We start from the raw sequence: 26,257 nt of genomic DNA, 5'->3' as shown, positions 1-26,257 counted from the left end.
GCTTTCGTCAGCTTGGGAGCTTACCGCGGACGCCGCGCTGTTTAGCCGTCATGGGTCGATTGTAGACCAGCGCAGACTACAACTCCGTTCAAGCCGGGCAGAGACGGCTTGCCGCCTCCGATCATGGCCAACTGCCGTAGACAAGCAGGACCTGAGATGGACATCGGCAGGAGAGGAGAGCCCGGCGCATCGGCGGCGGCTCCTCACGGGCCTTGTGAGCCCAATAGGGGTCAGGGTCGCACCATTGTCGGCAAGGACAAGCGGATCCGCTGTGAGAAATCGGCTGCGCCATCGGCCGCTTGTGCGGCTTCGTTGATCAAGGACCCCCGCCTCAATTCATCAAACGGCAGCGTCGCATCTATCCGGCCGGAGTGGTAGAGATAGCTATCGATCAGTCCGTTGAACAGATGTCGAATGTCGAAGCGCCCCCGTCGGCCCGCCGCATTTGCATAGCGCACGATGTTGATCGTACAGCTGTTGGTCAACAGATGGTAGAACTCCGGCCGATCGGCTAGCTCGTTGATGCGCGTCAAATAGATCATCAGCAGCCGGCGCGCGTCGTCAACCGATGTATTGAGGCGATACAGGTACACCGGCTCGTGGCGATGGTTGGTGCGCACGCCCACAACATCACGCTCTTCACCGACCACGTAGATGAGCTCGAATTGCTTGAACAGGGAGGCGACGGGCGCAAAGCCCTCGCCGACCTCAGGACGCGTCTCGATGGAGATGGCCAGTGGTGGCGCATTGTCGAAGACAAAACTCACAAACGTGTGCCCGACTAGCCCCTCGGTGAAATAGGAAACGTAGAAATCGAGGGCTATCAAGTGCGACAGCGACAGCTCGCGCTCCTCGTAGCGCACCGTGAAGTCGCTTCGACTTCGGTAGTCGAAGTTACGGACGCCGGTCAGGCGCACGCGGTCGCCGTCGATGGCCGCCCGCGGCATCACCGCGACTTCCGGTCGCCAATCCCGATCGTGTGATGGAGGGATTGAGATCCACCATGCGACGACACCGAAAAACATGACGAGGAAGAGAGCGGACATGCGCGGTTGGCGCGAACGCCAGAGCGCCCAAATCGCAAAGCCCGCAAACGCTCCGGCCGCAATCGTACGCAGCCAGGACCAAGGCAAGTTCGAGTAGTAGATGGCCAGTACGGCCCATGTGACGAGCAGGACCCGAATGAGAAGGCCAATCGGCTTTCTCGGCCACATGACCAACATTGATACGAATTTGCGCACTGAAGTCACCTGGCTGCTCCTGCCGCGAAGCTGCGGCCATGCCCTTCGACAGCTGCGTTGTGTCAGATCACCTGTCGTTTCATTGTGAGCGGCTACACGCTACAGTAGCTTTTCGCGAACGAGAAGCGATTGCCTCGTTTTTACAGCGCGTTCAAGGGGCTGCGCGACATCACCTTCGTGGCGCGCGTGTTGCTGCCGATGTCCGTCGGTTCGACTCTTTCCGGGCCTCCGCCACTGGAAGGATGCGGGCCGGGTGATGCTGCTGTCCGGCGCATTCGGAATTCTCCCTGGCCTCGCCATGCTCGCGGGATTTCCGATGACAGGTCCTTTGCTCGGATTTGTGCTCGGCGTCGATCTGATCTCCCGCGGCATAGCCTGGCTGACTATGCGTGGCGGCCGGCGGCGAGAACGGCATAACGGAATGAATCGATAAATAGTGAATGGGGAGTGCGCTGATGGCGATCGCAGTTGAAAGACCAATCCTCCTGATCAAGAAGTTCGCGGGTATGCTTCTCCTGCTTTTCGGTTTGCTATTCACGGCGCTCGGCTTGAGTAACGAGTCCAGCGGATTCACCGCGATCGGTGTTGCCTTCCTTGTTGCTGGCGCGATCTTTCTGGCGCTCAAGATCATCAGGCGCAACCAGGGCGGTCCGCTCTGACCGAGGTCGCAAGATCGTCGCTGCGAGAGCCATGCACAGCATCGTAATCGCAAAGGTCCGGCCGCTTCGACCGAACGCAGCTGACACGCAACGAGAAGGGCCGTGCGCAGTGATGACAGGAACTCTGTTGAATGCGTTGTACAGCGCGCGGCGGATCCGACCGTCGATGAGCGTAACATTTCGTTCGCTGTCGATCGCGGTAGTGCTCTCGGCCGGGCCCGGTGGAGCGAGCCTGGCGCAGCAAGCGCTTCAGACAGGTGGCGCGGCCACGCTCTTTCAGAACGTCCGCATCTTCGATGGCAAGAGCGCCACGCTGTCTGCCTCCTCCAACGTCTTGGTGCGCGGCAACAAGATAGAATCAATCTCGCTACAGCCGATAGCGGTGGATGGCCCGGCGGAGATTCGCATTATCGAAGGCGGCGGACGCACATTGATGCCCGGCCTCATCGACAACCATTGGCATGCGATGCTGATCCGAGTCACGCCGGCACAGTCGCTCGGCGACGTCGGCTACGTCAATCTTGTCGCTGGCGACGAGGCCACGCACACTCTGATGCGCGGTTTTACTAGCGTTCGAGATGTGGGCGGGCCGGTGTTCGGGCTCAAAAGCGCCATCGACGAAGGTATCATCAAGGGTCCGCGCATTTATCCGTCCGGAGCGGTCATTACTGTCACGAGTGGGCATGGGGACTTCCGCCAGCTTACCGACCTGCCGCGGACGATCGGCGGCATGCTCACCCGCATGGAGCAGACCGGCGGGGCAATGGTTGCGGACAGTCCCGACGAGGTCCGCGTCCGTGTCCGCGAACAGCTCATGCAAGGCGCCTCCCAAGTCAAGTTGACGGCTGGCGGCGGAGTGTCGTCGCCTTTCAGTCCAATCGACGTGACCACGTTCACCGAACCCGAAATACGCGCGGCCGTCGAAGCGGCTGAGAACTGGGGCACGTACGTCGCTGCGCATGCCTTTACGGCTGCTGCAATTCGGGGAGCCATTGCGGCTGGGGTGAAGTGTATCGAACACGGCTTCCTGATGGACGACGCAACAGCGAAGCTGATGGCAGAGAAGGGTGTTTGGCTGAGTATGCAGCCTCTCCCCGAGGATTTGAGGCTGGGCTTTCCTGTAGGCTCCATCCAGCGAGCCAAGGCGGATGAGGTCTGGCCTGGCATAGCCAGATCCTACGAGTTGGCGAGGAAGTACAAGATCAAGACGGCGTGGGGCACCGACGTCCTGTTCTCTGCAGCGCTCGCGCGCCAACAGGGGGCCATCCTGGCCTCACTCGCTCGCTGGTACACGCCCGCCGAAGCGCTGACCATGGCGACATCGACGAATGCCGAACTGCTGGCGCTATCGGGCAAGCGGAATCCTTATCCCGGCAAACTTGGCGTCGTGGAACAAGGCGCACTCGCGGATTTGCTGCTCGTCGACGGAAATCCCCTGGACAATATCGGCCTTCTTGCCGACCCCGCCAACAATTTCAAGATCATCATGAAAGATGGAATTATCTACAAAGATACGCTTGCCCGTTAGCAGCAACGTCATCGCCCTTTCGATCGACCAGGTCGCGATCGATCCCAAGGCGAGTACCAACCCGTGCCGGGCAATTCCGCTTGTGGCCCCGAAGGCGAGGAGAGGTTCGGGAAGCCGCATAGGGCTGCTGTAGCAGGCAGAGCGGACGCTAGGGCTTGCGGTCGAGCCGCAATCGCTGCGCCTTCATTCGCTTGATCTCTCGACTGAGATCTTCACTCTTCTCGTCGCGCCGTTCGCTGCTCGATTTGGGCTGATCGTCCTGGCGCAGCTTTTCGAGAGCTTTCTCGACCGAGAGCTTGTCCGTTCCGGCCATAACCGACCTCGCTTTGCGTCCATGCCAGTCGATGAGGATAGGAGGGAATCTGCTGCGGGCAGATCCAATTGCCGCATGTGTCGTACTGACGCGCGATGCGCGAAGACATGGCTGAAGCGCTGCGGCTGCTTCAAACGCGTCTTGCCCGAACACGTCCATCCCTGAGATTTTCTGAAAGGCTGGACCGCTCAGACCGGGGAGTCTTGATCTAGCTCAATGGTATCGCTCCCGGTAGACGACCATGCCGACCGGGCGCTGCGCTGGTTCCGATCGAGCCAGGCCCTGATCGCCCAACCCGGCGTCCAATGACGGTGTGAAGTCTTGTGCCGAACGACTCACGATCTCGGCGTCGACTCGGCAGGCGGTCGTTAGTGGGCTGCCTAATTTCGCGTTTGGGTCGTGCCAGGCTGTGGTCAGCCTTCTCAGATTGAAAATGGGCTTGAGTTGCAGAGTGTTAGCCAGTTCATAATCCTAATCGCGCCGGCCAGCTTAAGCTTTTCGAGACAACCGCTCGGGAGGCAACGATGACACCCGGCTGGCTCATTTTCCCTGCGACTATCGCCTGTGTCTGCTTCCTGGCCATTGTGAGTTTGATCATGCTTGGCGCTTGGTAGGCGGCTGACGAAGAGAATCTTGAAAGAGCGCGCTCTGAAGATTCGCCCACAGACCGACGCGAACTCATGTCGGTCGGAATTCGATCGGGTGCGGCCATGGATTGCGCGAATTGCGGCAGAGTCAACCCGGAGGGAACGAAGGTCTGCGGCGATTGCGGCGCGCCGCTGTTCGTTCGCTGCCCTGCGTGCGGGGGCGACAATCCGACGGGCAAGAACTTCTGTGGCGACTGCGGTGCCGCGCTCACGCCGACCGTATCGCCGCAAGTGACGACAGGGGCCGGCGCATCGACGTCCATCGTGGCACCGGTCGCGGAGCGCGCAGGCTTGTTAGCCGCACCAAGTTCTTCCGCCGAGCGTCGTCAGCTCACAGTGATGTTCTGCGATCTCGTCGGCTCGACGGCACTGGCGACAAAGCTCGACCCGGAAGATCTACGGGACATCATTGCTGAGTACCGCGATAGCGTAGCGGCGGTCGTCCGCAAGTACGGTGGCACCGTCAGCCGTTACATCGGCGATGGCATGCTCATCCTATTCGGTCATCCTTCAGCGCATGAGGACGATGCCGAACGCGCAGTGCGCGCTGCGCTTGAGATCGCCGCGACCAGGCACGCGCCGGGAGCCCCACCCGAGCTCGAGCTGCGGGTTCGCCTTGGGCTCGCGACTGGCCTCGTCGTCGTAGGTGACCTTATCGGCAGCGAAGCGGCGGAGGCGCAGGCAGTCCTTGGCGAGACGCCGAACCTTGCCGCTCGACTGCAAGCGCTCGCCGAACCGGATGGGGTCGTCATCGCTGAGGACACGCGGCGGCTCATCGGCGGGCTCTTTGACTACGAGAATCTCGGCGCCGTGACGCTGAAGGGTTTCGCCGCACCGGTGCAAGCCTGGCGGGTGCTTCATGAGGGAACAGCGGAAAGCCGCTTCGAGGCGTTGCACCCTTCGGTCCTCGCCCCGCTGGTTGGGCGTGAGGAAGAACTCGCGCGGTTGGAGCGGAGCTGGAGCCATGCGCGGGCGGGCACCGGTCAAGTCATGCTGCTCGTCGGCGAGGCGGGGATCGGCAAGTCGCGCCTCGTTGCGGCTCTTCAGGAGCGTATCCAGCGGGAGCCGCACACCTGCTTGCGCTACTTCTGCTCGCCTCATCATCAGGAAAGCGCGCTTTACCCCTTCACCGCACAACTCCAGCGGGCGGCAGGCTTCGATCGTGAGGACACACCGATGACCAAGCTCGACAAACTTCGAGCGCTCCTATCGCCTGCATTGCCGCCCGACGAGGACGTGGCGATCCTGGCCGAGTTGCTGTCGATCCCGAACGATAATCTATACTTGCCGGTTACGAGTACGCCGCAACAAAAGAAGGAGAGAAGCTTCGCCGCTCTGGTTCGCCAGCTTGAAGCTCTCGCGCAAAAATGTCCAATCATGATCGTGTTCGAGGACATGCAATGGATCGATCCAAGCTCGCGCGAGCTGCTGGACCGAACCGTCGATCGCGTAGCAAGCCTACCGATTTTGGTCTTGATCACCTACCGCCCCGAGTTCCAGTTGGTATGGACCGGAAAGCCGCATGTCAGCTTGCTCGTGCTGAACCGGCTTGACCAGAAAGCGGGCGCTGCGCTGATCCGGAGCGTGGCAGGTGGCCAGACGCTGCCGACCGAAATCGTCAATGAAATTGCCGAACGAACGGATGGCGTGCCGCTGTTCGTTGAGGAGTTGACCAAAGCGGTGCTCGAAACGAGCCCCGAGGGTATCGCGCGAGCGATCTCCTTCGCGCCGCTGCCCGGACTTGCCGTACCGGCCACGCTACATGCTTCGTTGATGGCGCGGCTCGACCGGATTGGTCCGATCGCCAAGGAGGTGGCACAAATCGGCGCGGCTATCGGCCGCGAGTTCTCCTACGATCTGCTGGCCTCGGTCGCACAGCGGTGCGACAACGAGTTGCGGGCGGCGCTCGACCGGCTGATCAACACCGGCCTCGTGTTTGGGAGTGTCGAGCCGCCCGACGCCAATTTCTTGTTCAAACATGCACTGGTCCAGGATGCGGCATACGGCACAATGTTGCGCGGCCAACGCCGCGAGCTGCACGCGCGGATCGCTGGCGCACTGGAGGAGAAGCTTGCCAGGGGCATCCAAGAGCAGCCGGAAATCCTCGCCCACCACTGCGGACATGCGGGCCTGGCCGAAAAGGCGGTTTCCTATTGGCAGGAGGCTGGTGAGCGTTCAAAGGCTCGATCGGCAATGACAGAAGCAATCGCGCAGATGCGAAAGGCGCTCGATCTGCTATCCCAACTGCCGGATACTCCCGCGCGCCAGCGCACCGAAACTGACCTTCAACTCGCGCTCGGCGGTGCACTGATCGCCGCGAAGGGCCACGCGGCCGAAGAGACCGGCAGGGCCTACGCCCGGGCGCGTTGCCTCTGCGAGGCACTCAACGACACGCCGAACCTGCTCAAGGCACTCTGGGGCGAGTTCGTGCATTATCACGTCCGTGGTGAAACGGACCGATCGCATCGCATCGCCGAGAATCTGCTCGATTTGGCCGGACGACAGAACGATGCGGCCATTCTTGTCGCCGGTCATCGGGCAGTGGGCGATAGCTGGCTTCATCGCGGACAATTGGCCTTGGCGCGCAGCCATCTCGAGCGGGGGCTCGCACTTTACGATCCGGCGCAGCAGCGCTCTCTTACGGCCCTGTTCGCAGAAAACGCCCGCGTGGCGATGCTTTCGTTCCTCTCGCTGACATGTGGCCTTCTTGGCTTCGCCGATCAGGCGCGCGTGCAGAGCAGTGACGCCCTGGCAGAGGCCCGCGATTCGTCGCACCCGATCAGCCTCGCATTCGCGCTGAGCGTTGCCTGCCGATTGCATTTCGTGCTCGAAGACGCGGGCATGGTTGGGCAACGGGCGGACGAGCTGGTTGCGCTCACCACCGAGCAGCGCTTTGCCTTCTTCCTCGCGATGGGGACGGCATATCGCGGCTGGACGCTGGCCGAAGCCGGCGACCCCGAGGCCGGGGTGGACTTGCTGCGGCGCGGCATCGAGGGATTCCAGGCGTCCGGCGCAGCGTGGACTCTTCCGTTCTACCTTGCGCAGCTCGCAGCAGCCGAGGCAAAGGCAGCACGATTTGAAACCGGGCTCGGCCAACTCTCCGACGCCTTGGCACTCACCCAGAAATCGGGGGTGCGGTGGTTCGAGGCCGAGCTGCATCGGCGCCGAGGCGAGTTGATGCTGAGGGCTCGGCCAGGCGCCGAGGCCGATGCGGAGACCGAGTTTCGCCACGCCATTGCGATTGCTCACCAGCAGGAGGCGAAACTCTGGGAACTTCGCTCCGCCGTCAGTCTCGCCCGGCTCTGGCGTGATCAGGACAGGGGTGATGAAGCACGCGGTCTTCTCGCGCCGGTCTACGGTTGGTTCGACGAGGGCTTCGATACCCGCGACTTGAAGGAAAGCAAGGCGCTGCTGGAAGAACTCTGAGTGTGACACGTGGAACTTATCGTCAGCGCGCTCCATTGGAGCTCCGAAGCGCTCTCGGGTTTGGCGACTCCCTGTGCTGCCGACGAGGAAGGCAAACGCCGGAATGTTCAACGGCAATACGGCTGTCCACGGCAGGAGCCGTGAGGTTTCGTGCCGTTCACCCACGCCTTCGGCAATACCACCAGGGATGACCGGCTAAAGATCACGACCGGTGCATCGTCACTCGGTAGCACGCCTCGGCAGCCGTAGCGCCATTGGCCGGCCGTGCCGGGCGAGGTCTTGCCAATGAGGGCGACGGCATTCAAGCCCTGAGGGTCGGCCATCGCGAGAGCTTGCCCTGCCATCCGCATCCCTTCCGAACCCGGATCAGGTACTCGACCGCAACCACTGCGAAAAGACCCGAATGGTCCGCGCGCGCGGATGGCTTGGCCTGCTGACCACATAGAAGCCATAGCCGGGCAGGCTCAACGAGAATGCCTTCACGAGCGTGCCGGTGGCGAGGTCGTGCGCCACGAGCACATCACTGAAGATCCCGACGCCCTGTCCGCTGATCACCGCCTCGATGGCGTGCAGTTCTTCCCGGAAACTCAAATGCTGCAGGTCCTTGTATGGAGGCACCTCGCCCCACCTGCGCTGGGCCGCACCGAGCCATCTCTGCCACGTCGGTGGCTCGCGATCGGCCGGCGACCAATAGGAGTGGATCAGAACATGCTTTGCGAGGTCGACTGGTCTCTTCAGGCGTCCCGTTGAAAGCAAATCCGGACTGCAGACCGGCCAGAACGTATCGCTGAAGAGCTCATCGACGATCCCGTCTGTCGGCGGTACGCGGCTGGTCGCATAGCGAATGGCAACGTCACTATCTCCGGCCTGCAGATCGAGCACCGTGTCAGTGCCGATCACTTCCAGCGGCACGTCGGGATGCAACTTCCGCCACAGGGGCAGGCGGGGCACGAGCCAGCGGCTGGCGAAGGCATTGGTCGTCGTCACCCGGAGCGGCTGCTGGTCACCTTCCTCCTTGACGGACGCAATGGCAGCGGCAAACGCCTCGAGCCCGCCGCGAATGGCCGGAAACAGCCGCGCGCCGGCCTCGGTCAACGAAAGCGGACGTGGTCTGCGCCGGAACAAGGCGCGGCCGCAATACTGCTCGAGCAAGCCGATCTGGTGGCTGATCGCGGTTGGCGTGACGCCGAGTTCTGCCGCGGCTTTCTTGAAGCTCAGATGACGGGCGGCAGCTTCGAAAGCGCGGAGCTCGATCAGGGGAGGCAGCTTGTGCATGCGCGGTCAGTCTAGGTGAAATCAGTTCATCGTCACCTGAATTCTTCGGATTTGCTCTGAGACAGCCCAGGATCGAGGATATGGCGGGTCAAGCTGAGGAGCCCATGTCATGTCCATCGCATCTGTTGCCAGCGCTGCCGCCGAACTTAGCGCCTCCTTCGGAGGAGAACTGCTCAAGCCAGCAGACGAGGGCTACGACGAGGCGCGCAAGGTCCACAACGGGCTGGTCGACAAACGGCCAGCATTGATTGCCAGGTGCCGCAGTGCGGCCGATGTCGTGGACGCGGTGACACTTGCGACCAAGCTCGGCCTCGAGGTCGCGGTTCGCGGCGGCGGCCACAATGTGGCGGGGCGCGCAACCATCGACGGCGGGATCATGATCGACCTCTCACCCATGAAGGGGATTCGAGTCGACGCCATCGGCAAGACCGTATGGGCGCAGGGCGGGGTCACCTGGGGCGAGCTCAATCGAGAAACGCAGCTTCACGGACTTGCGGTGACCGGCGGCGTGGTCTCGACCACCGGCATCGCGGGCCTGACGCTCGGCGGAGGGCTGGGCTGGCTGATGGGCAAGTACGGCCTCGCATTGGATAATCTGCGGGCTGTCGAACTCGTCACGGCCGATGGCAAGGTTCTGCGGGCCAGCAAGCAAGAGCAGCCCGATCTGTTTTGGGCCGTGCGCGGCGGCGGCGGAAACTTCGGGATCGCCACCAGCCTCGAATACGACCTCCATAAGGTAGGGCCGGTCATCACCGGCGGCCCGATCGTCCACCCAATCGAGCGCTCCCGCGACGTGCTGGAATTTTTCCGGACCAGCACGCGATCGCTCACGGACGAGCACATGCTGTTCGCATCCCTGACCCATGCGCCGGACGGGTCCGGCAGGGAGGTCGCGGCCCTGGTCACCAGCCACTGCGGTGAAGTTGCCGAGGCCGAACGAGCGATACAGCCGCTGAAACAGTTCGGAACTCCGATTCTGGATGCAGTCGGACCGATGACCTATTGCGAGCTCAACCGGATGCTCGACGCCAACTATCCGAAAGGCGCCTTCAACTATTGGAAGTCGAACTTCCTCGTGGAGCTGAGCGATGGTGCGATTGCGACGATGATCGAATGTTTCGCCCGCTGCCCGACTCCCATGGGGCAGCTGCTGCTCGAGCATATCCACGGTGCCGCGGCCCGCGTGGATGCCGGGGATACGGCATTCGTGCATCGGCAGGAGGGCTACAATTTCCTGATCCTCGCGCAATGGACGCAGGCCAGCGATAGCAGCCGCTGCATCTCGTGGGCACGCGCAACCTATGAAAAGATGCGACCCTTCTTTGCGTCCGGACGCTATGTCAATTATCTCGATGATGACGAGACAGGCGATCCCGTTGCCGCTGCCTATGGGCGGAATTACCGCCGCCTGCAGCAGATCAAAGCGAAATACGACCCTACGAACTTCTTCCGGATGAACCAGAACATCCGGCCGCTCGCTTGATTGCCGGCTGACGATTCCTCGCTCTCGTCAGGATGTGAGTAGAAACCAAGCCGCGACCTGATCCAAAGTGGGTGGGGCGAGCTGATGCCCGGGAGGGACTTGAGAATGGCGGTCGTGTGCAGGCCCGCTCGCATCGACGACTTGAAGCAGGCCGATGACCTCGTCGTCGCCAGCATCAACGAGCTCACTGAACGGCGGGGGTTCGGGAAGATGGCATCCTCTCGCCCGCCGAATTTTCAGGCCTTCTCGCTGGCGGATGATCCCGAAGGCTTATGGGTGGCCGATGACGACGGAGAGATTGTCGGCTTCGCGTGGAGTTGGGTCTGTGGCGAGCTTTGGTTCTTGGCTCAATTGTTCGTCGCGCCTGATCGTCAGAGCGATGGCATTGGCAATCAACTCATCAACAAGGCATTCGCGCATGCGGACATGCGCGGAGCACCCGTCAAGGCACTGATCACCTTCACGTTCAACAACGTATCTCAAGGCCTCTACATCCGCCATGGACTGTTCCCGCGCTTTCCGATCTACATGGTCAGCGTCCCTCGCGACCGCCTGGCGCCACGATTGGCTGCGCCGCGGCTCCGTCTTGAATCTCTCACTGCCGACGCAATCGCATACCACGAGCTGGCGGCGATCGATATCAGTGCTGTCGGCGTTTCCAGGGAGAAGCATCATCGATTTCTCCTGGGCGACAGCACGATTCGCGGATTCACCATCCACGCCGGCAATGAGTGCGTCGGGTATGTCTATATTTCGGGTGGACACATTGGTCCGCTTGCAGTCCGCAGGCCAGATCTCGTTGACGCCGCTCTTGCCACTGCGTTGTCGTTCGCGGCACAGAGCGATTGTCCGACCATTTCGGCCTTTGTGCCGGGCGCGAGCGAGCCAGCGCTCAAGGCCGCGACCGACCACGGGATGCGTCTGACGTTTCCGATGCTGCTGATGTCGAACAGACCGTTCGGAGATTGGGGCAGCTACCTCCCGCGCAATCCGGGTTTCATGTAGAGGATTCAACCGAGAAGGCTGGCGTCGCGGGGCAGGCAGGAAGCCACGGAATGATGACTGGATCGGCGCTCGTTCCGGGCCGGGTCATGCTCTAGCCTTATCGGGACCGCGGGCTGCGCTCTGGATGGAGCGGCCGTTGCGCATAAGGGTTATCCATGCACATGGCCGAAAGGCCTGCAGCGCTCGCTCTACACTCGTCCCATGAACGATACTGGCAGGAAATCCAGGTGACGCCGCCCCATTCCCATCTCTGCATGCATACCGGATAGTTGCCGCCGAACCGCTGTGCTGCGGCTGGACTGGGCGCGGACATGGTGATCAAGACCAAGAGGAGACAGGCAAGCGCGCGCATCATGATCAGCGCGGCCGGGGCGAAGGCGGCTGCTTGAACCTCACGCGCGGGTTCACATCGCAATAGGTGTTCCATCGCCCGGACGCCGACGCCAGGCATTGCTCTCGCGTCGAATACATGCATTCGCCCGGAAAACCGAGGTGTCCGCCGACCACGCACCAGGGATAGTCGCGCTCAGCGTTTGCTGCGGGAGAAAATCCGATGACCATGAGGACAATCAGTAGAGCGATGCGCATGCGATCTCCATCATGTCAGCTGAGCGGCAACGCCAGAGGTTCGCCTTCGAAAAATAGCCGCTTGATGATCGTGGCTCAAGAATAATGGCCTAAGCTGGTTAGAGGCGCAGGCAACAATTCCGTGTCGCACTGCATCGTTCCTGCCAACGTTCGACGGCTTGTCGCCGGTGCTTAGGAACGTCCGCAGGGCTTGGTAGCTGGCCCAGGGACACGCGAACACGCGCGCCAAAACAGCAACGGGGCCCGCAAGGGCCCCGTAAAAATCCTTGGCGCTGCGCCGATCTTACTTGATCTTGGCTTCGCGGAATTCGACATGCTTGCGCGCGACCGGGTCGTACTTCTTCTTGACCAGCTTGTCGGTCATGGTGCGCGAATTCTTCTTGGCGACGTAGTAGAAGCCGGTGTCGGCCGAGGACACGAGCTTGACCTTGATGGTGACCGCTTTGGCCATGTTCTGAACCTCAGAATATCAGGGGGAATCTGGAGCCGGCCAAACGGCCCGCGTTGGCCGGCAACCTAGCCAGAAACGGCGGGAAGTCAAGGTTTCAGGGGGCAGAAACCGCTCAAATCGGGCCCATCAGGCCTCAAAGAACCGGTTTTTCGGCCGCGGCAGGCCCAGATTCTCCCTCAAGGTGGGCCCTTCATAGTCTTTGCGGAAAATCCCGCGCCGCTGCAGCTCCGGGACCACCTTGTCGACGAAATCGTCGAGGCCGGCGGGCAGGAACGGGAACATGATGTTGAAGCCGTCGGAGCCGCGCCCGACCAGCCATTCCTCCATCTGGTCGGCGATGGTCTTGGCCGTGCCGACGAAGGACAGCCCGCCATAGCCGCCGACGCGCTGGGCGAGCTGGCGCACGGTGAGCTTCTCGCGGGTGGCGAGGTCGACCAGGCGCTGCCGGCCGCTCTTGCTGGCATTGGTCTCGGGGATCTCGGGCAGGGGGCCATCGGGATCGAAGCCGGAAGCGTCGGTGCCGAGGATGACGGAGAGCGAGGCGATGGCGCTGTCGTAGTGCACGCGGCTGTCGAGCAGAGCGCGCTTCTCCTTGGCTTCATCGACGCTGTCGCCCACGACGACGAATGCGCCAGGGAGAATCTTCAGGTGCTCGGGGTCGCGGCCGATCTTCTCCATGCGGCCCTTGATGTCGGCATAGAGTTTTTGGCCGTCGGCGAGGCTGCCGCCGCCGGTGAACACGGCTTCCGCAGTCTCGGCGGCGAGCTGCTTGCCGTCTTCGGAGGCGCCGGCCTGCACGATCAACGGCCAGCCCTGCACGGGGCGGGCGATGTTGAGGGGGCCACGCACTTTGAAGTATTTGCCCTTGTGGTCGAGCGTGTGCATCCGGGCGGGATCGAAGAACAGGCCGCTCCCGACGTCGCGCACGAAGGCATCGTCGGCGAAGGAATCCCAGAGGCCGGTGACGACATCGTAGAATTCGCGGGCACGCTTGTAGCGCTCGGCGTGCTCCATGTGGTCGTCGAGGCCGAAATTCAGCGCCGCATCCGGGTTCGAGGTGGTGACGATATTCCACCCCGCACGGCCGCCGCTGAGATGGTCGAGCGAGGCGAAGCGGCGCGCGACGTGATAGGGCTCGTCGAACGTGGTCGAGCCGGTCGCGATCAGGCCGATGCGCTCGGTCACCGCCGAGAGCGCCGACAGCAGCGTGAACGGCTCGAACGAGGTCACGGTGTGGCTGCGCTTGAGCGCGTTGATCGGCATGTTCAGCACGGCCAAGTGATCGGCCATGAAGAAGGCGTCGAACTTGCCGGCCTCGAGCTTTTGGATCAGCGTCTTGATGTGCGAGAAGTTGAAATTGGCGTCGGGCCAGGCCCCGGGATAGCGCCAGGCGCCGGTGTGGATGCTGATCGGGCGCATGAACGCGCCAAGCTTGAGTTGCCGTTGTGCCATCGCCCGCTGTCCTTCTTCATTGTCGTTCGGAAAGACATAGGTGCGGGCGGGAACTCCGCCATTGGGGGAGGCGGGAAGAATTTTTTGTTTTTTGCAGATCTTTCAGCACGTCATTCTGGGGCGCCGCAAAGCGGCGAACCCGGAATCCATTGGGCCGCAAAGACTGCCGAGCGATGGATTCCGGGTTCGCGCTTCGCGCGCCCCGGAATGACGGAGGATAGAACTCGGACTTCGAACTACGACGCAGCGCGCCAACTAGCTCAAGACATCCTTCTGCATCTTGCCGCCGTAGAAATGGAAAAACGGCACCGGCGCGTCGTGGCGGAGCGGGCCGGTGGCAAGACGGGTGTCGAGCTCGTTGAGCACGTTACGCGTCATCGGATGCAGATCGGCGAGCGGCTTCGAGCCGAGCTCGACCCAGACCAGCTCGACCAGCTCGGCATCGGCATGGATCACGCCCTCGACGCGGTGGGTGATCGCGGAGGCATCGGCGGTGAAGAAGCGCGTGTCGAAGCGCTTGACGCGGCCGGGCGGGGTGATCGCGCGGGCGATCAGGAACAGGCCGGAGGGATCGGGCAGCAGGCCGGCATCCGCGAACGGCTTCCAGGGGCCGTCGAGCTTCGGCACCTTGCCTTCGGCCTTGCGGCCGAGGCAGAGGCCGGTCTCCTCGCAGGCTTCGCGGATCGCGGCAATGGCGAGCGATTTCGCGCGCGAGGCCGGCGTCTTCGGGCTGCCCTTGGCGAGATTGGCTTCCAGCTCCGCAGTGATGGGCGCAGCGCAGGGCACGCGATAATCGGCCTTGTCGACGCGCCCGCCGGGGAAGACGAATTTCCCGGGCATGAACACCACCTTGTCGTGGCGCTTGCCGACCAGCACTTTCGGAATGGCGCCGCTGCGGTCGACGAGGATCAGCGTCGCCGCATCCCGGGGACGGAAATAGGGATGGTGGTCGGCTTCCTTTTCCTCGTGGACCTTTGCCTTTTCCGCAACCTGCGCAATATCCGTCATGTCCTCACCCGAACTCTTCTTGCTTATTTTGCCTATACCGGCGGAATACCATCCGGAGGGTTGTCGTCAAACCCGTGCATGCGCAGAGCCCATTGCAAGCCGACCACAGCTCCCTTCACGGGCTGCAAAAGCGCGAGCGAGGCAAAGAATGTGAAGGGCAGATAGGCCGCGAAGCTGATCCAGACCGGCGTGGTGTAATTGGTCTCGATCCACAAAACGGCCGGCACGACGACGTGGCCGACAATGACGATGACGAGATAGGCCGGCAGATCGTCGGCGCGATGCGGGGTGAAGTCGAGGCCGCATTTGCCGCAATGATCGGCGGTCTTCAGGAAGGCGCGGAACAGCTTGCCTTGCCCGCAGCGCGGGCAGCGGCCGCGAAAGCCGCGCTTCATTGCCGTCATGACATCGCGCTTCTCGACGAGCCCGCTCTCGCGCGTCCAGATCTTTGGGGCCGTCCTCATCGTCACCACGCCTTGCCCTTCTTGCCCTTACCCTTGTTCTTTGCTTTGACCTTCTTTCCCTTGCCGGACTTTTGCTTCTCCGGCTTGCGTTTTCTCTCCGGGCTGCGTCCGGGATGCGCTTTGGACGACTTGCGCTGCGGACGCAACGGCCTGCGCTGGCGCGTGCCGCTGTCGCTCTCCGACGACAGCAGCTCGAAGCGCAGCGCGCCCGCGATCGGAGCGGCCTCGATCAGGCGGACGTCGACGACGTCGCCCAGCTGGTACATGGTGCCGCTGCGTGTGCCGACCAGTGCATGGCGGCCCTCGTCATAGTTGAAATATTCCGTGCCGAGGGATCGGATCGGGATCAAGCCGTCGGCGCCGGTCTCGGAGAGCTTGACGAACAGGCCGGCGCGGGTGACGCCGGAGACGCGGCCCTGGAAGCTGGCCCCGATGCGGTCGGCGAGGTGATGGGCGATCAGGCGGTCGACGGTCTCGCGCTCCGCCTTCATCGCGCGCCGCTCGGTCAGCGAGATATGCGCGGCGACTTCGCTCAAGCTTTCCGGCGTCTCGCTGTCGGGCAGGGCGCCTTCGCCGAGCCCGAGTGCACGGACCAGCGCGCGGTGCACGACGAGGTCGGCATAGCGGCGGATCGGCGAGGTGAAATGCGCATAGCGGCGCAGGTTCAGGCCGAAATGGCCGTAGTTCTCGGATGAGTACTCGGCCTGCGCCTGGGCGCGCAGCACGACTTCGCTCACCAGCGGATAGTAGTCATGGCCTTCGAGCTGAGCCAGCACGCGGTTGAACGTGGTGGGGCGGAGCGCGCCCGATTTGGCGAAGGGAACGTCCAGCGTCTCCAGGAATTCCGCGAGCGCGTGGACCTTTTCCAATGTCGGCTCGTCGTGCACGCGGTAGATCAGCGGGAGCGATTTCTTCTCCAATGTCTCCGCCGCGGCGACATTGGCGAGGATCATGAACTCCTCGATCAGCTTGTGCGCATCGAGACGCTCGGGGACCACGACGCGATCGACCGTGCCGTCGCTCTTCAAGAGGATCTTGCGCTCGGGCAGGTCGAGGTTGAGCGGATCGCGCTCGTCGCGCGCGCGCTTGGCGCAGGCGTAAGCCGCATAGAGCGGCCTCAGGATCGGATCGAGCAGGGGGCCGGTGGTGTCATCAGGCCGGCCGTCGATCGCGGCCTGCGCCTGCGCGTAAGCGAGCTTTGCCGCCGAGCGCATCAGGATGCGATGAAAACTGTGCGAGCGCTTGCGACCGTCGGGGCCGAGCACCATGCGCACCGCCAGCGCGCCGCGCGGCTCGCCCGGCACCAGCGAGCAGAGATTGTTGGAGATGCGCTCGGGCAGCATCGGCACGACGCAGTCGGGGAAATAGACCGAATTGCCGCGGTCGAGCGCGTCGCGGTCGAGTGCCGTGCCAGGGCGCACGTAGAAGCTGACGTCGGCGATGGCGACGTTGACGATGAAGCCGCCCTTGTTGTTGGGATCAGGATCCGGCTCGGCATGCACCGCGTCGTCATGATCCTTGGCGTCGGGCGGATCGATGGTGACGAGCGGGACGTCGCGCCAATCTTCGCGGCCCTTCAGGTTGGCGGGCTCTGCAGCTTCCGCCTCGCGCTCCGCAGCGGAGGAGAACCGCAAGGGAATATCGTGGGCGTAGATCGCGATCAGGCTGATCGCCTTCTCGGACTTGACCGAGCCGAGCTTCTCTTTGACCCGGCCGGAGGCGAGGCCGAAGCCGCGGGTGCGGACGATGTCGACGCTGACGAGGTCGCCATCCTCGGCGCCGCCGGTGTCGGTCCTGGCGATGTTCAGCTCGCGGTCGGCGAACTTCTTGTCGACCGGGACCAGCCGCCCGCCGCCCTCGGGCAGGCTGCGGAACACGCCGAGGATGCGGCTCTTGGCCTTGTCGATCACCTTGATGATGCGGCCGCGATAGGCGGGACCTTCGTCATCATCGCTGCGCTCGACGCGCAGCAGCGCGCGGTCGCCGACGCCGGCGGCGGTGCCGGGCTTGGGCCGACGCGGCATCTCGATGAGGATCTTTGGCGGCTCGCCGTTCTCGACCTCGTCCCATTCGGCGGGGGAGGCGATCAGCTCGCCATCGGAGTCTCGGCCGGTGATGTCGGCCAGCAGCGTCGGCGGCAGCGCGTCCGGCTCGGAGACCTTGTGGCGCTTCTTCTTGATGATGCCGTCGTCGGCGAGCTCGCGCAGCATGCGCCTGAGCTCGGCGCGATCGGCGTTCTTCAGGCCGAACTCGCGCGCAATTTCGCGAGTCCCGACCTTTCCTGGATTTGCCTTGATGAAGGCGACGATGGCTTGCCTGTCGGGAAAGCCACGGTCTTTCTTTGGTTTCACTTAACCTCTAATTCTTGCCGGCACTCTTCTTGGCCGGAGCCTTGGTCGCGGCTGCCTTGGTCGGCGACGTCTTTGTAGCAGAAGTCTTGGCGGTCGACGGCACGGGAGCGCGCGCCTTGCTGGTGGATTCGGATTTGGATTTGGCCGCGGCTTTTTTCGCAGCCGGCTTCTTCGGCTTCGGTGCGGCGTCCTCGCCGTCCGCAGCCTTCTTGGTCTTGGCGGGCTTTGCAGCCTTCTTGGCCTTGCCGCCACCTTTGGCCGCGCGCTCGTCGATCAGCGCGATCGCCTGCGGCAGCGTGATCGTGTCCTTCTCGAACTCGGCCGGAATGGTCGCGTTGACGCCGCTGGCCGTGACATAGGCGCCGTAGCGGCCGCTCTTCACGGTGACGGTGCCGAGCGTCGGATGATCGCCGAGCGCCTTGCCGGGATCGGCGCCGAAGCGGCGGCTCGGGCCCTTGGCGACCTTCTCGGCGATCAGCGTCACCGCGCGGTTGAGGCCGATGTCGAACACCTCGTCGCCGGCCTCTAAGCTCGCATAGGTCTTCTCGTGCTTCACGAACGGTCCGAAGCGGCCGAGGCCGGCGATGATCGGCTGGCCGGTTTCCGGATGCTTGCCGATCTCGCGCGGCAGCGACAAGAGTTTCAGCGCAAGCTCGAGGTCGACGTCGCTGGGCGATGTGCCCTTGGGGATGCCCGCGCGCTTGGGCTTCTCGCCTTCCTCGTAATCCTTCTGCTCGCCGAGCTGGATATAGGGGCCGAAGCGGCCGGCCTTGACCCAGACGTCGCGACCCGTCTCGGGGTCCTGGCCGAGCGAGCGGTCCGCGGTCGTTTCGCCGTCGGCGGCGAGCTGACGGGTGTAGCGGCATTCCGGATAGTTCGAGCAGCCGACGAAGGCGCCGAACTTGCCGGCCTTCAGGTTCAGCCGGCCGGTGCCGCAGTTCGGGCATTGCCTGATATCGCCGCCATCGGCGCGGGGCGGATAGATGTGCTGGCCCAGCATGTCGTCGAGTACGTCGAGCACCTGCGCGACGCGCAGATCCTTGATGTCGTCGACGGCGCCGATGAAGCCGGTCCAGAAATCCTTCAGCACCTGCTGCCAGGAGATCTCGTTGTTTGAGATGCGGTCGAGCTGCTCTTCGAGGCTGGCCGTGAAATCGTATTCGACGTAGCGGGCAAAGAAGCTTTCCAGGAACGCGACCACGACGCGGCCCTTGTCCTCGCCGTGCAGGCGCTTCTTCTCCAGCTTGACGTAGCCGCGGTCCTTCAGGACCTGCAGGATCGAGGCGTAGGTCGAGGGACGGCCGATGCCGAGCTCTTCCATGCGCTTGACCAGCGAAGCCTCGGAGAAGCGCGGCGGCGGCTCGGTGAAGTGCTGGGTGACCGACAGGCTCTGCCGCTTCACGGCCTCGCCCTGGCTCATCGCGGGCAGGCGGCGGGAATCCTCGTCCTCTTCGTCGTCGCGGCCTTCCTGGTAGAGCGCGAGGAAGCCGTCGAACTTCACGACCTGGCCGGTGGCACGCAGCTCCAGCGTGCGGCCACCTGCCTTCGCCGTGATGTCGACGGTGGTGCGCTCGAGCTCGGCGGATTCCATCTGGCTCGCGATGGTGCGCTTCCAGATCAACTCATAGAGCTTCGCCTGATCGGCATCGAGCTTGCGGCTCATGCTGTCGGGGCGGCGGGAGAGGTCGGTCGGGCGGATCGCTTCGTGCGCTTCCTGGGCGTTCTTGGCCTTGGCCTGGTACTGACGCGGGGTATCCGGCACATAGGCGTTGCCGTAATCCTCGCCGATCACCTTGCGCGCCTGGGTGATCGCTTCGGGGGCGATCTGCACGCCGTCGGTACGCATATAAGTAATGAGTCCGGTGGTCTCGCCGCCGATGTCGATGCCCTCATAAAGACGCTGGGCGATGCGCATGGTGTGCGCCGGCGCAAAGCCGTATTTCCGGCTGGCTTCCTGCTGCAGCGTCGAGGTGGTGAAGGGCGCCTGCGGATTGCGCCGGGCCGGCTTGGCGTCGACCGCGGTGACGGCGTAGGTCGCTGCTTCCAGCGCCTTCTTGAAGTCTTCGGCTTCCGCGCCGGTGCCGATGTCGAGGCGCTGGATCTTCTTGCCGTCGGCGCCAACGAGGCGTGCCTCGAAGGCATCGCCCCGCGGGGTGAGCAGGGTCGCGATCAGCGACCAATATTCGCGCGGCACGAACTTCTCGATCTCGAGCTCGCGGTCGCAGACGAGACGCAGCGCCACCGACTGCACGCGGCCGGCCGAGCGGGCGCCGGGCAGCTTGCGCCACAACACGGGGGAGAGGGTGAAGCCGACGAGGTAATCGAGGGCGCGGCGAGCCATATAGGCGTCGACCAGCGCGCCGTCGATCTCGCGCGGATGCTTCATTGCCTCCGAGACCGCCTGCTTGGTGATGGCGTTGAACACGACGCGCTCGATCTTCTGATCCTTCAGCGCGCGCTTCTCCTTCATCACCTCCAGCACGTGCCAGGAGATGGCTTCGCCCTCGCGATCGGGGTCGGTCGCGAGAATCAGGCGGTCGGCGCCCTTCAGCGACTTGGCGATATCATTGAGCCGGCCGGCCGCCTTGGGGTCGACCTCCCAGATCATCTTGAAATTGGCGTCGGGATCGACGGAACCGTTCTTCGCCGGGAGATCGCGGACATGGCCGAACGAGGCCAGAACCTCGTAGGACGAGCCCAAATACTTGTTGATCGTCTTGGCTTTCGCCGGCGACTCCACGATAACGATATTCATGTAGTTCCAGTAACTTACGGGAAAATCTTGGGCCGAAAACGAAAGGATTCGGGTCGGCCGTTTCGACCCGAACATGGGTGGTGAGGCGGTCGCTGTCAAATCGTGGGGTGTTGAAAGCCGCCGCGATGGGAAAAGTTTCATATCGAGAAAGTTGCAAAATACCACCTTGGAGTTGCGGTTGATGTGGTCGTAATGTCCTGTCGGGGCATGGATTCGGGTGGGGTCTGGTGACTAGGCCAGGAAAGAAACGGGCGCGCGCTGGATCGGGCGCGCCGGGGGGCTCGCGCAACGAGGAACCGGGGGAGGGCGGCGCGGACGAGGCCGTGGCCTTCATCGCCGAGCAGACCGGCGCCCTGCGCAAGCTGGCCGAGCGCCACAAGCTGGATGTGCTGCATTATCTCTTAGGCATGACTCAGCTCGAGGCCGACGAGCATCTGCGGCTACGGACCAGGCGCAAGCTGTCGTGAGGGTGGGGCCTTCGTTCCCGTCATCCTGAGGTGTGAGGCTTGAGATACGAATGCATCGCAAGCCGAGCCTCGAAGGATGAGCGGCCCCGCTGATGCAGCCGGGCCGTCGCCCTTCGAGGGGCCGCTGAAGAAGCGGCCACCTCAGGGTGACGGTGATAGTATCGAGCGCGCTGCTCTAACCCCGTCATTGCGAGCGCAGCGAAGCAATCCAGAATCTCACCTCGGCAAGACTCTGGATTGCTTCGCTGCGCTCGCAATGACGGGTGTGGTTAGCCGTTGCTCTTTGCCAATTTGGCCAATCGCTGGCCGAGATATTCGGCGGTGGTCAAGTCGCTGTGGGGCAATGCACCGTCGATGATGTTTGTTGCCAGTCCAAGCTGGCTGCCCAGACGATTGCGGCCGGTCGGGTCCTCTCCTCCCGGGACGTCCAGACCGCACCAGAGCATGCCGTGCAGAGCAGCCAGGATGGTAAAGTAGGTCAGCGTGTGGAGCTGATCGCCGCTCACACAGGCGCCCGTGGTGAATCCGGCCGCGATCTTGTTGGCCCATCGCTGCTGACTCCATCGGTCACTTGAAGCGTCTGCGAAGGCTTTGAATTGCGCCGCTGGTCCGCCCATGTAGGTCGGACTGCCAAACGCGACCGCGCTGGCGTGGTCGATCGTTTCCAGGAAGCTCTCGTTCTGGAAGCGGCCTGACATGATGTCGTTGCCCGTAATGCGGCAACGCGCGACGTCCGCTATGCCATCCGCTCCGCGCGCCACCGCATGCGCCAGCTTCTCAGTGGTACCGGTGATGGAGAAATAAATGATGGCGAGCAGGGGCATGGCGGCCACTTTCGGGAATTTAGCCATCTTCGACGCCCTTTATGCTTTGTACAAGTCGCACGACGTCGTCATGCGAGCGCAGCGAAGCAATCCAGAGTCTTTCCGCAGAGGGATTCTGGATTGCTTCGTCGCAAGGGCTCCTCGCAATGACGGTGCAGGACCACTTGGGACTATCACGCCGACTTTCGTCGCGGCGCCGGCCGCGGCTTCAGCGTGGTGTCGGCAGGGTTGAGCAGGCGGCCGTCCTCGGCGTGCATTTCGAGCTTCTTCACTGGACGGCCCTTCTCGCGATCGACCAGGATGGTCGCGATCTCCTCAGGGCGGTCATCGAACTCCTCGCTCCATTGCCGCAGCGCGACCAGGATCGGGAAGGTGCCGCGGCCCTTCGGCGTCAGCACATATTCCTGATAGGCGCTGCCGTCGGAGGCGGGGGCGGTTTCCAGAATGCCGTGATCGACCAGCGACCGCAGCCGCGTCGCCAGAATGTTCTTGGCCATGCCGAGCTTGTTCTGAAACTCGCCGAAGCGGCGGACGCCGAACAGCGCCTCGCGGATGATCAAGAGCGACCACCAGTCGCCGAGCGCATCCAGCGACCGCGCGATCGGGCAGGCATCGCCGGCAAAGCTCGTCCGTTTCACCATTTCGTCCGTCCTGTCGCGTTCGCACGGCGCCAGCGCGGATCACGCGCTTGTGTGGTTGCATTATAAAACCGAATGCCCTAGATGGCAATGTAGTTTCATAATGCAACTACTGGAGGCGAGCGTGAGACTGAAGGACAAGACGGCCCTGATCACCGGCGGCAATAGCGGCATCGGGCTGGCAACGGCAAAACTGTTCGTGGCCGAGGGCGCCAAGGTGGTGATCACCGGGCGCAACAAGGAGACGCTGGCGGCGGCCGCGAAGGAGCTTGGGCCGAACGCGCTCGCGCTGCCCGCCGACGCGACGGACATCGCGGCGACGGAAGCTGCGATCAAGCAGGGCGCGGAGAAATTCAGCAAGTTCGACATCGTGTTCGCCAATGCCGGCATCGCCGGCGGCACGCCGCTGGGATCGGCGACACCAGAGGTGTTCGAGAAGGTGATCAGCACCAATCTGACCGGCGTGTTCTTCACCGTTCAATCCGCGTTACCCCATCTCAACGACAACGCCTCGATCATCCTCAACGGCTCGGTGATCTCAGTGCTCGGCATTCCCGGCTACTCGGCCTATGGCGCGGCGAAGGCCGGCGTGCGCGCGATGGCGCGGATCATGGCTTCAGAACTGTCGCCGCGCGGCATCCGCGTCAATGTCGTTGCGCCCGGCGCGATCCGCACGCCGATCTGGGGGCCCGCGACCGCGACGCCCGAAGCCGAGAAGGCGTTCGAGAAGCGGATTGCGCTGTCGACGCCGCTCGGCCGCATCGGTGAAACCGATCACGTTGCGAAGACGGTGCTGTTCCTCGCCTCCGATGATGCCGCGCATGTGCAGGGCCAGGAAATCTTCGTCGACGGCGGCGCGGTGGCCTCGCCGAGCGGCGCGCCGATCTATCGCGGCTGATCAAACCAAGCGCAAATTGAATCGGCCGGCGCAGTGCGGCTGCGCCTGCCGGTTCCTACGTCTTGAGATGCATTGACGAGGCGTTGAACCTTCGCGCAAGCTGCAAAGACTTTTTACGGGCAGGGGACAGACTCACTATCTAAGGAGGGTCGATCATGACAAAAGCGGCCCGCATTTTCGCGTCGATTTCATCACCGCGCGTCTTCACCGAACGACCCGCCGTTCCGGCCAAGCGTTCCGACACGGCCGAGTTCGTGGCCATCGCGTTGTTCTCCGGGATCGGCCTGTTCGTTTCGCTCGTTGCCGTGATCCTGGGCATGCAGGGCGTCTGGTCTTAGCGTTGCGGATCGTGCCGCCGTCAGCCGCCGCGCAATCCGGCGGCGGCCGATTTCGGCACGGCGTCAGGCCGCGTGCAGGCTGGTGGCTGCCTGAAGCGCGCCCGCAAGTGCTTTCTCGCGGTGATCCGGTCCGACCTGGATGCCGTCGGCGATGATGAACTCGGCATTGTGGATGCCCATGAAGCCGAACACACCGCGCAGATAGCTTTCGAGGTGCTCCAGCGCTGCGGCGGGTGAGCCCGCGCCGTAATAGCCGCCGCGCGAGATCGCGACGATCACGCGCTTGCCGCCGGCGAGCCCCTCCGGCCCGGCCGCGCCATACTTAAAGGTCTTCCCCGCTACAAGGATGCGGTCGATCCAGGCCTTGAGCTGGCTCGGGATGGTGAAATTGTACATGGGCGCGCCGATCACGACGATGTCGGCAGCCAGGAACTCGTCCAGCGCGGCCGCGCTTGCGGCAAGGTCCGGTCCGAGTTCCGCCGGCGCAGGCGCGCCTTGCGCGGCGGCGAGATGCGAGCCGGAGAGGTGGGCGAGCGGGGTCTCGGTCAGGTCGCGGTAGACGACCTCGAGCGAGGGCGTCGCCTGCCGGAGACGATCGACGATGGCGGCGGAAACCTGCCGGCTGACGGAGTGGGGGCCGAGCACGCTGGAGTCGATGTGAAGGAGTTTCATGTGGGGTCACCCTGGTATAAGTTTGTAACCAGCGCTACATGAGTGACTGTCGAGATCTCCGCAAGAACGCACTTTTTTGAGCCATGGGCACATCATTGAAACCTGCGAACATCGAAATGCCTGCTCCGCCGCGGCCAAATCCGAGGCCGGATCCAAGGCCGGATCCAAGGCCCATGCCGGATCCCAACCATGCGGACTGCCGTGGGGTCGCCTCCGTGCTGTCGCGCGTCGGCGACAAATGGAGCGTGTTCGTCATCATGATGCTGAGCGACGGGCCAAAGCGCTTCAACGAGCTCAAGCGCATGATCAACGGCATCTCGCAGCGGATGTTGACCCTGACGCTGCGCGGCCTCGAGCGCGACGGCCTCGTCACGCGCACGATCTTCCCGACCATCCCGCCGCGGGTGGATTATGAGCTGACCGAGCTTGGCCACGGCCTGTCGCGCCCCGTCGAGGCGCTCGGCAAATGGGCGAAGGACCATCTGGATCGGATCGAGGCCGCGCGCACGAAATTCGACCAGCGCAACGAGGGCTAAAGCGCGATATTCATCGCGCTTTGGCCTCTTTTTTTGAGCATGATCTTTTCGAAAAACCGCTGCACACTTTTTCGGATCATGCTCTAAAGCAGCGACACCAATCCGCCGCCGTGACGCTCGAGCTTGCCTGCGAGCTCGAGCTCCAGCAGCACGGTGCGCACGATCGCGGGCGAGGCACCGGACATCCGGACGAGGTCGTCGATCGAGATCGGGGCCGGGCCGAGCAGGCCGGTGATCTGGTCGCGATCATGGCCTTGCGGATCGCTTTCGAATGGCTCGCTGTCCGGCTCGCCTGCGGGATGCATCAGCGGCCGCTCCATGATCGGCTGAACCGCGTTGACGATGTCGGCGGCCTCGGTGACGAGCGTTGCGCCCTGCTTGATCAGGTCGTTGGTGCCGGCGGCGCGCGGATCGAGCGGCGAGCCCGGAACGGCGAACACCTCGCGTCCCTGTTCGGCCGCCATGCGTGCTGTGATCAGCGAGCCCGAGCGGTGCGCCGCCTCGATCACGACGACGCCGAGCGAAGCGCCCGAGATCAGCCGGTTGCGACGGGGAAAGTCGCGGGCGCGCGGCTCGTGGCCGAGCGGCATCTCGGAGATCGCTGCGCCCTGGTGGTCGAGGATCGCGGCGAGCAGGTCGCCATGCTCGGGCGGATAGATGCAGTCATGGCCGCCGGCGAGCACGGCGATCGTGCCGCTCTCGATGCTGGTGCGATGCGCGGCCTGGTCGACGCCGCGGGCAAGCCCGGAGATGACGACGAAGCCGGCCTCGCCGAGCTCGCGCGCGAGCTGGCCGGCGAATTTCAGGCCGGCGCCGGAAGCGTTGCGCGAGCCGACGATCGCGATCATAGGCCGCATCAGGGATTTGGTGTCGCCGCGCACGGCGAGCAGCGCCGGCGCATCGTCGATCATCGCCAGCCGCGCCGGATAGCCGTCCTCGCCGGGCGCACGCCAGGCGATGCCGAACTTGCGGCTCGCGGCGAGCTCGGCCTTCGCTTCATCCGTACTGCAGATGCGCGCCGATCGCGCCGCGCCGCCGCGGCGGGCGAGATCAGGCAGCCGTTCCAGCGCGGCGCGCGGGCTGCCGAAATGATCGACCAGCGAGCGGAAGGTGCGCGGCCCGACATTGTCGGAACGGATCAGCCGCAGGCGGTCGATCCGCTCAGTCTCGGTCAGCTCTATGCTCGGATTGATGGCGTCCACGGCGTCTCCTTGTAGGGACAGCATGGAACAACCTGA

General features: G+C 63.6%; 24 protein-coding genes. 9 read left to right on the top strand and 15 right to left on the bottom strand.

The genetic code is table 11. The features are described from left to right. Positions 1 to 230: 230 nt before the first annotated feature. Complete coding sequence (locus N2602_RS22470) at positions 231 to 1,241, bottom strand: DUF4105 domain-containing protein (RefSeq protein ID WP_260379437.1); 1,011 nt, start codon at positions 1,239 to 1,241, stop codon at positions 231 to 233. A gap of 455 nt (positions 1,242 to 1,696) precedes the next feature. On the opposite strand from N2602_RS22470, the gene N2602_RS22465 reads away from it, so the two are divergent. Beyond that, a complete protein-coding gene (locus N2602_RS22465) occupies positions 1,697 to 1,900 on the top strand; it encodes a hypothetical protein (RefSeq protein ID WP_172783378.1) in 204 nt (67 codons plus the stop codon). A 166-nt stretch (positions 1,901 to 2,066) separates the two neighbouring features. Beyond that, positions 2,067 to 3,428: an amidohydrolase family protein gene (locus N2602_RS22460; RefSeq protein ID WP_260379436.1), complete on the top strand. Its 1,362-nt coding sequence runs from the start codon at positions 2,067 to 2,069 to the stop codon at positions 3,426 to 3,428. Between the two features lie 148 nt (positions 3,429 to 3,576). On the opposite strand, the gene N2602_RS22455 is transcribed toward N2602_RS22460, so the two are convergent. After that, a complete protein-coding gene (locus N2602_RS22455) occupies positions 3,577 to 3,741 on the bottom strand; it encodes a hypothetical protein (RefSeq protein ID WP_172783380.1) in 165 nt (54 codons plus the stop codon). A gap of 680 nt (positions 3,742 to 4,421) precedes the next feature. Between N2602_RS22455 and N2602_RS22450 the strand changes: the two genes are divergently transcribed. Next, entirely contained in the window at positions 4,422 to 7,814 is a 3,393-nt protein-coding gene (locus N2602_RS22450; protein WP_260379435.1) for an adenylate/guanylate cyclase domain-containing protein, read from the top strand. 366 nt (positions 7,815 to 8,180) lie between these two features. On the opposite strand, the gene N2602_RS22445 is transcribed toward N2602_RS22450, so the two are convergent. Further along, positions 8,181 to 9,089: a LysR substrate-binding domain-containing protein gene (locus N2602_RS22445; RefSeq protein WP_260379434.1), complete on the bottom strand. Its 909-nt coding sequence runs from the start codon at positions 9,087 to 9,089 to the stop codon at positions 8,181 to 8,183. 109 nt (positions 9,090 to 9,198) lie between these two features. Between N2602_RS22445 and N2602_RS22440 the strand changes: the two genes are divergently transcribed. Beyond that, positions 9,199 to 10,572: an FAD-binding oxidoreductase gene (locus tag N2602_RS22440; RefSeq protein WP_260379433.1), complete on the top strand. Its 1,374-nt coding sequence runs from the start codon at positions 9,199 to 9,201 to the stop codon at positions 10,570 to 10,572. Between the two features lie 105 nt (positions 10,573 to 10,677). Next, positions 10,678 to 11,577 carry a GNAT family N-acetyltransferase gene (locus tag N2602_RS22435; RefSeq protein WP_260379432.1) on the top strand — a complete coding sequence of 300 codons (900 nt, stop codon included), beginning with the start codon at positions 10,678 to 10,680 and terminating at the stop codon, positions 11,575 to 11,577. A gap of 97 nt (positions 11,578 to 11,674) precedes the next feature. Here N2602_RS22435 and N2602_RS22430 read toward each other — a convergent pair whose 3' ends face one another. From N2602_RS22430 to topA, 8 genes are all read right to left on the bottom strand, one after another. Then, the gene (locus N2602_RS22430; RefSeq protein WP_246708726.1) at positions 11,675 to 11,890 is read right to left on the bottom strand and encodes a DUF3551 domain-containing protein; all 216 of its coding nucleotides are present in this window, start codon (positions 11,888 to 11,890) and stop codon (positions 11,675 to 11,677) included. Between the two features lie 44 nt (positions 11,891 to 11,934). Beyond that, positions 11,935 to 12,165 (bottom strand): DUF3551 domain-containing protein, encoded by a 231-nt coding sequence (locus N2602_RS22425; RefSeq protein ID WP_260379431.1) that lies wholly within the window; start codon positions 12,163 to 12,165, stop codon positions 11,935 to 11,937. A 283-nt stretch (positions 12,166 to 12,448) separates the two neighbouring features. Continuing rightward, on the bottom strand, positions 12,449 to 12,616 hold the full coding sequence (rpmG, locus tag N2602_RS22420; protein ID WP_007603295.1) for a 50S ribosomal protein L33: 168 nt from the start codon (positions 12,614 to 12,616) through the stop codon (positions 12,449 to 12,451). Between the two features lie 126 nt (positions 12,617 to 12,742). Further along, the gene (locus N2602_RS22415; RefSeq protein ID WP_260379430.1) at positions 12,743 to 14,068 is read right to left on the bottom strand and encodes an LLM class flavin-dependent oxidoreductase; all 1,326 of its coding nucleotides are present in this window, start codon (positions 14,066 to 14,068) and stop codon (positions 12,743 to 12,745) included. 255 nt (positions 14,069 to 14,323) lie between these two features. Further along, on the bottom strand, positions 14,324 to 15,076 hold the full coding sequence (locus N2602_RS22410) for an NUDIX domain-containing protein (RefSeq protein ID WP_172783387.1): 753 nt from the start codon (positions 15,074 to 15,076) through the stop codon (positions 14,324 to 14,326). A gap of 32 nt (positions 15,077 to 15,108) precedes the next feature. Beyond that, entirely contained in the window at positions 15,109 to 15,549 is a 441-nt protein-coding gene (locus N2602_RS22405) for a DUF983 domain-containing protein (RefSeq protein WP_260379429.1), read from the bottom strand. Beyond that, on the bottom strand, positions 15,543 to 17,891 hold the full coding sequence (gene rnr, locus N2602_RS22400; RefSeq protein ID WP_260379428.1) for a ribonuclease R: 2,349 nt from the start codon (positions 17,889 to 17,891) through the stop codon (positions 15,543 to 15,545). The genes N2602_RS22405 and rnr overlap by 7 nt, the downstream gene beginning before the upstream one ends. Before the next feature lie 7 nt (positions 17,892 to 17,898). Then, complete coding sequence (gene topA / locus N2602_RS22395; RefSeq protein WP_260379427.1) at positions 17,899 to 20,646, bottom strand: type I DNA topoisomerase; 2,748 nt, start codon at positions 20,644 to 20,646, stop codon at positions 17,899 to 17,901. A 323-nt stretch (positions 20,647 to 20,969) separates the two neighbouring features. Between topA and N2602_RS22390 the strand changes: the two genes are divergently transcribed. After that, on the top strand, positions 20,970 to 21,113 hold the full coding sequence (locus N2602_RS22390) for a hypothetical protein (RefSeq protein ID WP_257187439.1): 144 nt from the start codon (positions 20,970 to 20,972) through the stop codon (positions 21,111 to 21,113). 269 nt (positions 21,114 to 21,382) lie between these two features. On the opposite strand, the gene N2602_RS22385 is transcribed toward N2602_RS22390, so the two are convergent. Beyond that, positions 21,383 to 21,964, bottom strand: coding sequence for a flavodoxin family protein (locus tag N2602_RS22385; protein WP_260379426.1), 582 nt, complete (start codon positions 21,962 to 21,964; stop codon positions 21,383 to 21,385). A gap of 146 nt (positions 21,965 to 22,110) precedes the next feature. Next, the gene (locus N2602_RS22380; RefSeq protein WP_260379425.1) at positions 22,111 to 22,578 is read right to left on the bottom strand and encodes a helix-turn-helix domain-containing protein; all 468 of its coding nucleotides are present in this window, start codon (positions 22,576 to 22,578) and stop codon (positions 22,111 to 22,113) included. Positions 22,579 to 22,699: 121 nt separating this feature from the next. On the opposite strand from N2602_RS22380, the gene N2602_RS22375 reads away from it, so the two are divergent. Next, positions 22,700 to 23,473 (top strand): SDR family oxidoreductase, encoded by a 774-nt coding sequence (locus N2602_RS22375; protein WP_260379424.1) that lies wholly within the window; start codon positions 22,700 to 22,702, stop codon positions 23,471 to 23,473. Positions 23,474 to 23,628: 155 nt separating this feature from the next. Further along, positions 23,629 to 23,811 carry a hypothetical protein gene (locus N2602_RS22370; RefSeq protein WP_172783394.1) on the top strand — a complete coding sequence of 61 codons (183 nt, stop codon included), beginning with the start codon at positions 23,629 to 23,631 and terminating at the stop codon, positions 23,809 to 23,811. A gap of 63 nt (positions 23,812 to 23,874) precedes the next feature. Here the strand turns inward: N2602_RS22370 and N2602_RS22365 are convergent, their stop codons facing one another. Then, a complete protein-coding gene (locus N2602_RS22365) occupies positions 23,875 to 24,483 on the bottom strand; it encodes an FMN-dependent NADH-azoreductase (RefSeq protein ID WP_260379423.1) in 609 nt (202 codons plus the stop codon). Positions 24,484 to 24,566: 83 nt separating this feature from the next. Between N2602_RS22365 and N2602_RS22360 the strand changes: the two genes are divergently transcribed. Further along, the gene (locus N2602_RS22360; protein WP_260379422.1) at positions 24,567 to 25,019 is read left to right on the top strand and encodes a helix-turn-helix domain-containing protein; all 453 of its coding nucleotides are present in this window, start codon (positions 24,567 to 24,569) and stop codon (positions 25,017 to 25,019) included. Positions 25,020 to 25,102: 83 nt separating this feature from the next. Here N2602_RS22360 and dprA read toward each other — a convergent pair whose 3' ends face one another. Beyond that, positions 25,103 to 26,245, bottom strand: coding sequence for a DNA-processing protein DprA (dprA, locus tag N2602_RS22355; RefSeq protein ID WP_260379421.1), 1,143 nt, complete (start codon positions 26,243 to 26,245; stop codon positions 25,103 to 25,105). Positions 26,246 to 26,257 lie beyond the last annotated feature (12 nt).

This window comes from Bradyrhizobium sp. NC92, assembly GCF_025200865.1.
In the GTDB taxonomy this organism is placed as follows: domain Bacteria; phylum Pseudomonadota; class Alphaproteobacteria; order Rhizobiales; family Xanthobacteraceae; genus Bradyrhizobium.
Note: the sequence above shows the minus strand (reverse complement) of the source record. Positions and strands in the feature narration are given on the sequence as shown.

Bases quoted from the DNA above. Each gene is read 5' to 3' on its own strand.
- N2602_RS22465 (WP_172783378.1), top strand. From the start codon at position 1,697: ATGGCGATCGCAGTTGAAAGACCAATCCTCCTGATCAAGAAGTTCGCG.
- N2602_RS22460 (WP_260379436.1), top strand. From the start codon at position 2,067: ATGAGCGTAACATTTCGTTCGCTGTCGATCGCGGTAGTGCTCTCGGCC.
- N2602_RS22455 (WP_172783380.1), bottom strand. From the start codon at position 3,741: ATGGCCGGAACGGACAAGCTCTCGGTCGAGAAAGCTCTCGAAAAGCTG.
- N2602_RS22450 (WP_260379435.1), top strand. From the start codon at position 4,422: ATGTCGGTCGGAATTCGATCGGGTGCGGCCATGGATTGCGCGAATTGC.
- N2602_RS22445 (WP_260379434.1), bottom strand. From the start codon at position 9,089: ATGCACAAGCTGCCTCCCCTGATCGAGCTCCGCGCTTTCGAAGCTGCC.
- N2602_RS22440 (WP_260379433.1), top strand. From the start codon at position 9,199: ATGTCCATCGCATCTGTTGCCAGCGCTGCCGCCGAACTTAGCGCCTCC.
- N2602_RS22435 (WP_260379432.1), top strand. From the start codon at position 10,678: ATGGCGGTCGTGTGCAGGCCCGCTCGCATCGACGACTTGAAGCAGGCC.
- N2602_RS22430 (WP_246708726.1), bottom strand. From the start codon at position 11,890: ATGTCCGCGCCCAGTCCAGCCGCAGCACAGCGGTTCGGCGGCAACTAT.
- N2602_RS22425 (WP_260379431.1), bottom strand. From the start codon at position 12,165: ATGCGCATCGCTCTACTGATTGTCCTCATGGTCATCGGATTTTCTCCC.
- rpmG (WP_007603295.1), bottom strand. From the start codon at position 12,616: ATGGCCAAAGCGGTCACCATCAAGGTCAAGCTCGTGTCCTCGGCCGAC.
- N2602_RS22415 (WP_260379430.1), bottom strand. From the start codon at position 14,068: ATGGCACAACGGCAACTCAAGCTTGGCGCGTTCATGCGCCCGATCAGC.
- N2602_RS22410 (WP_172783387.1), bottom strand. From the start codon at position 15,076: ATGACGGATATTGCGCAGGTTGCGGAAAAGGCAAAGGTCCACGAGGAA.
- topA (WP_260379427.1), bottom strand. From the start codon at position 20,646: ATGAATATCGTTATCGTGGAGTCGCCGGCGAAAGCCAAGACGATCAAC.
- N2602_RS22385 (WP_260379426.1), bottom strand. From the start codon at position 21,964: ATGGCTAAATTCCCGAAAGTGGCCGCCATGCCCCTGCTCGCCATCATT.
- N2602_RS22380 (WP_260379425.1), bottom strand. From the start codon at position 22,578: ATGGTGAAACGGACGAGCTTTGCCGGCGATGCCTGCCCGATCGCGCGG.
- N2602_RS22370 (WP_172783394.1), top strand. From the start codon at position 23,629: ATGACAAAAGCGGCCCGCATTTTCGCGTCGATTTCATCACCGCGCGTC.
- N2602_RS22365 (WP_260379423.1), bottom strand. From the start codon at position 24,483: ATGAAACTCCTTCACATCGACTCCAGCGTGCTCGGCCCCCACTCCGTC.
- N2602_RS22360 (WP_260379422.1), top strand. From the start codon at position 24,567: ATGGGCACATCATTGAAACCTGCGAACATCGAAATGCCTGCTCCGCCG.
- dprA (WP_260379421.1), bottom strand. From the start codon at position 26,245: ATGCTGTCCCTACAAGGAGACGCCGTGGACGCCATCAATCCGAGCATA.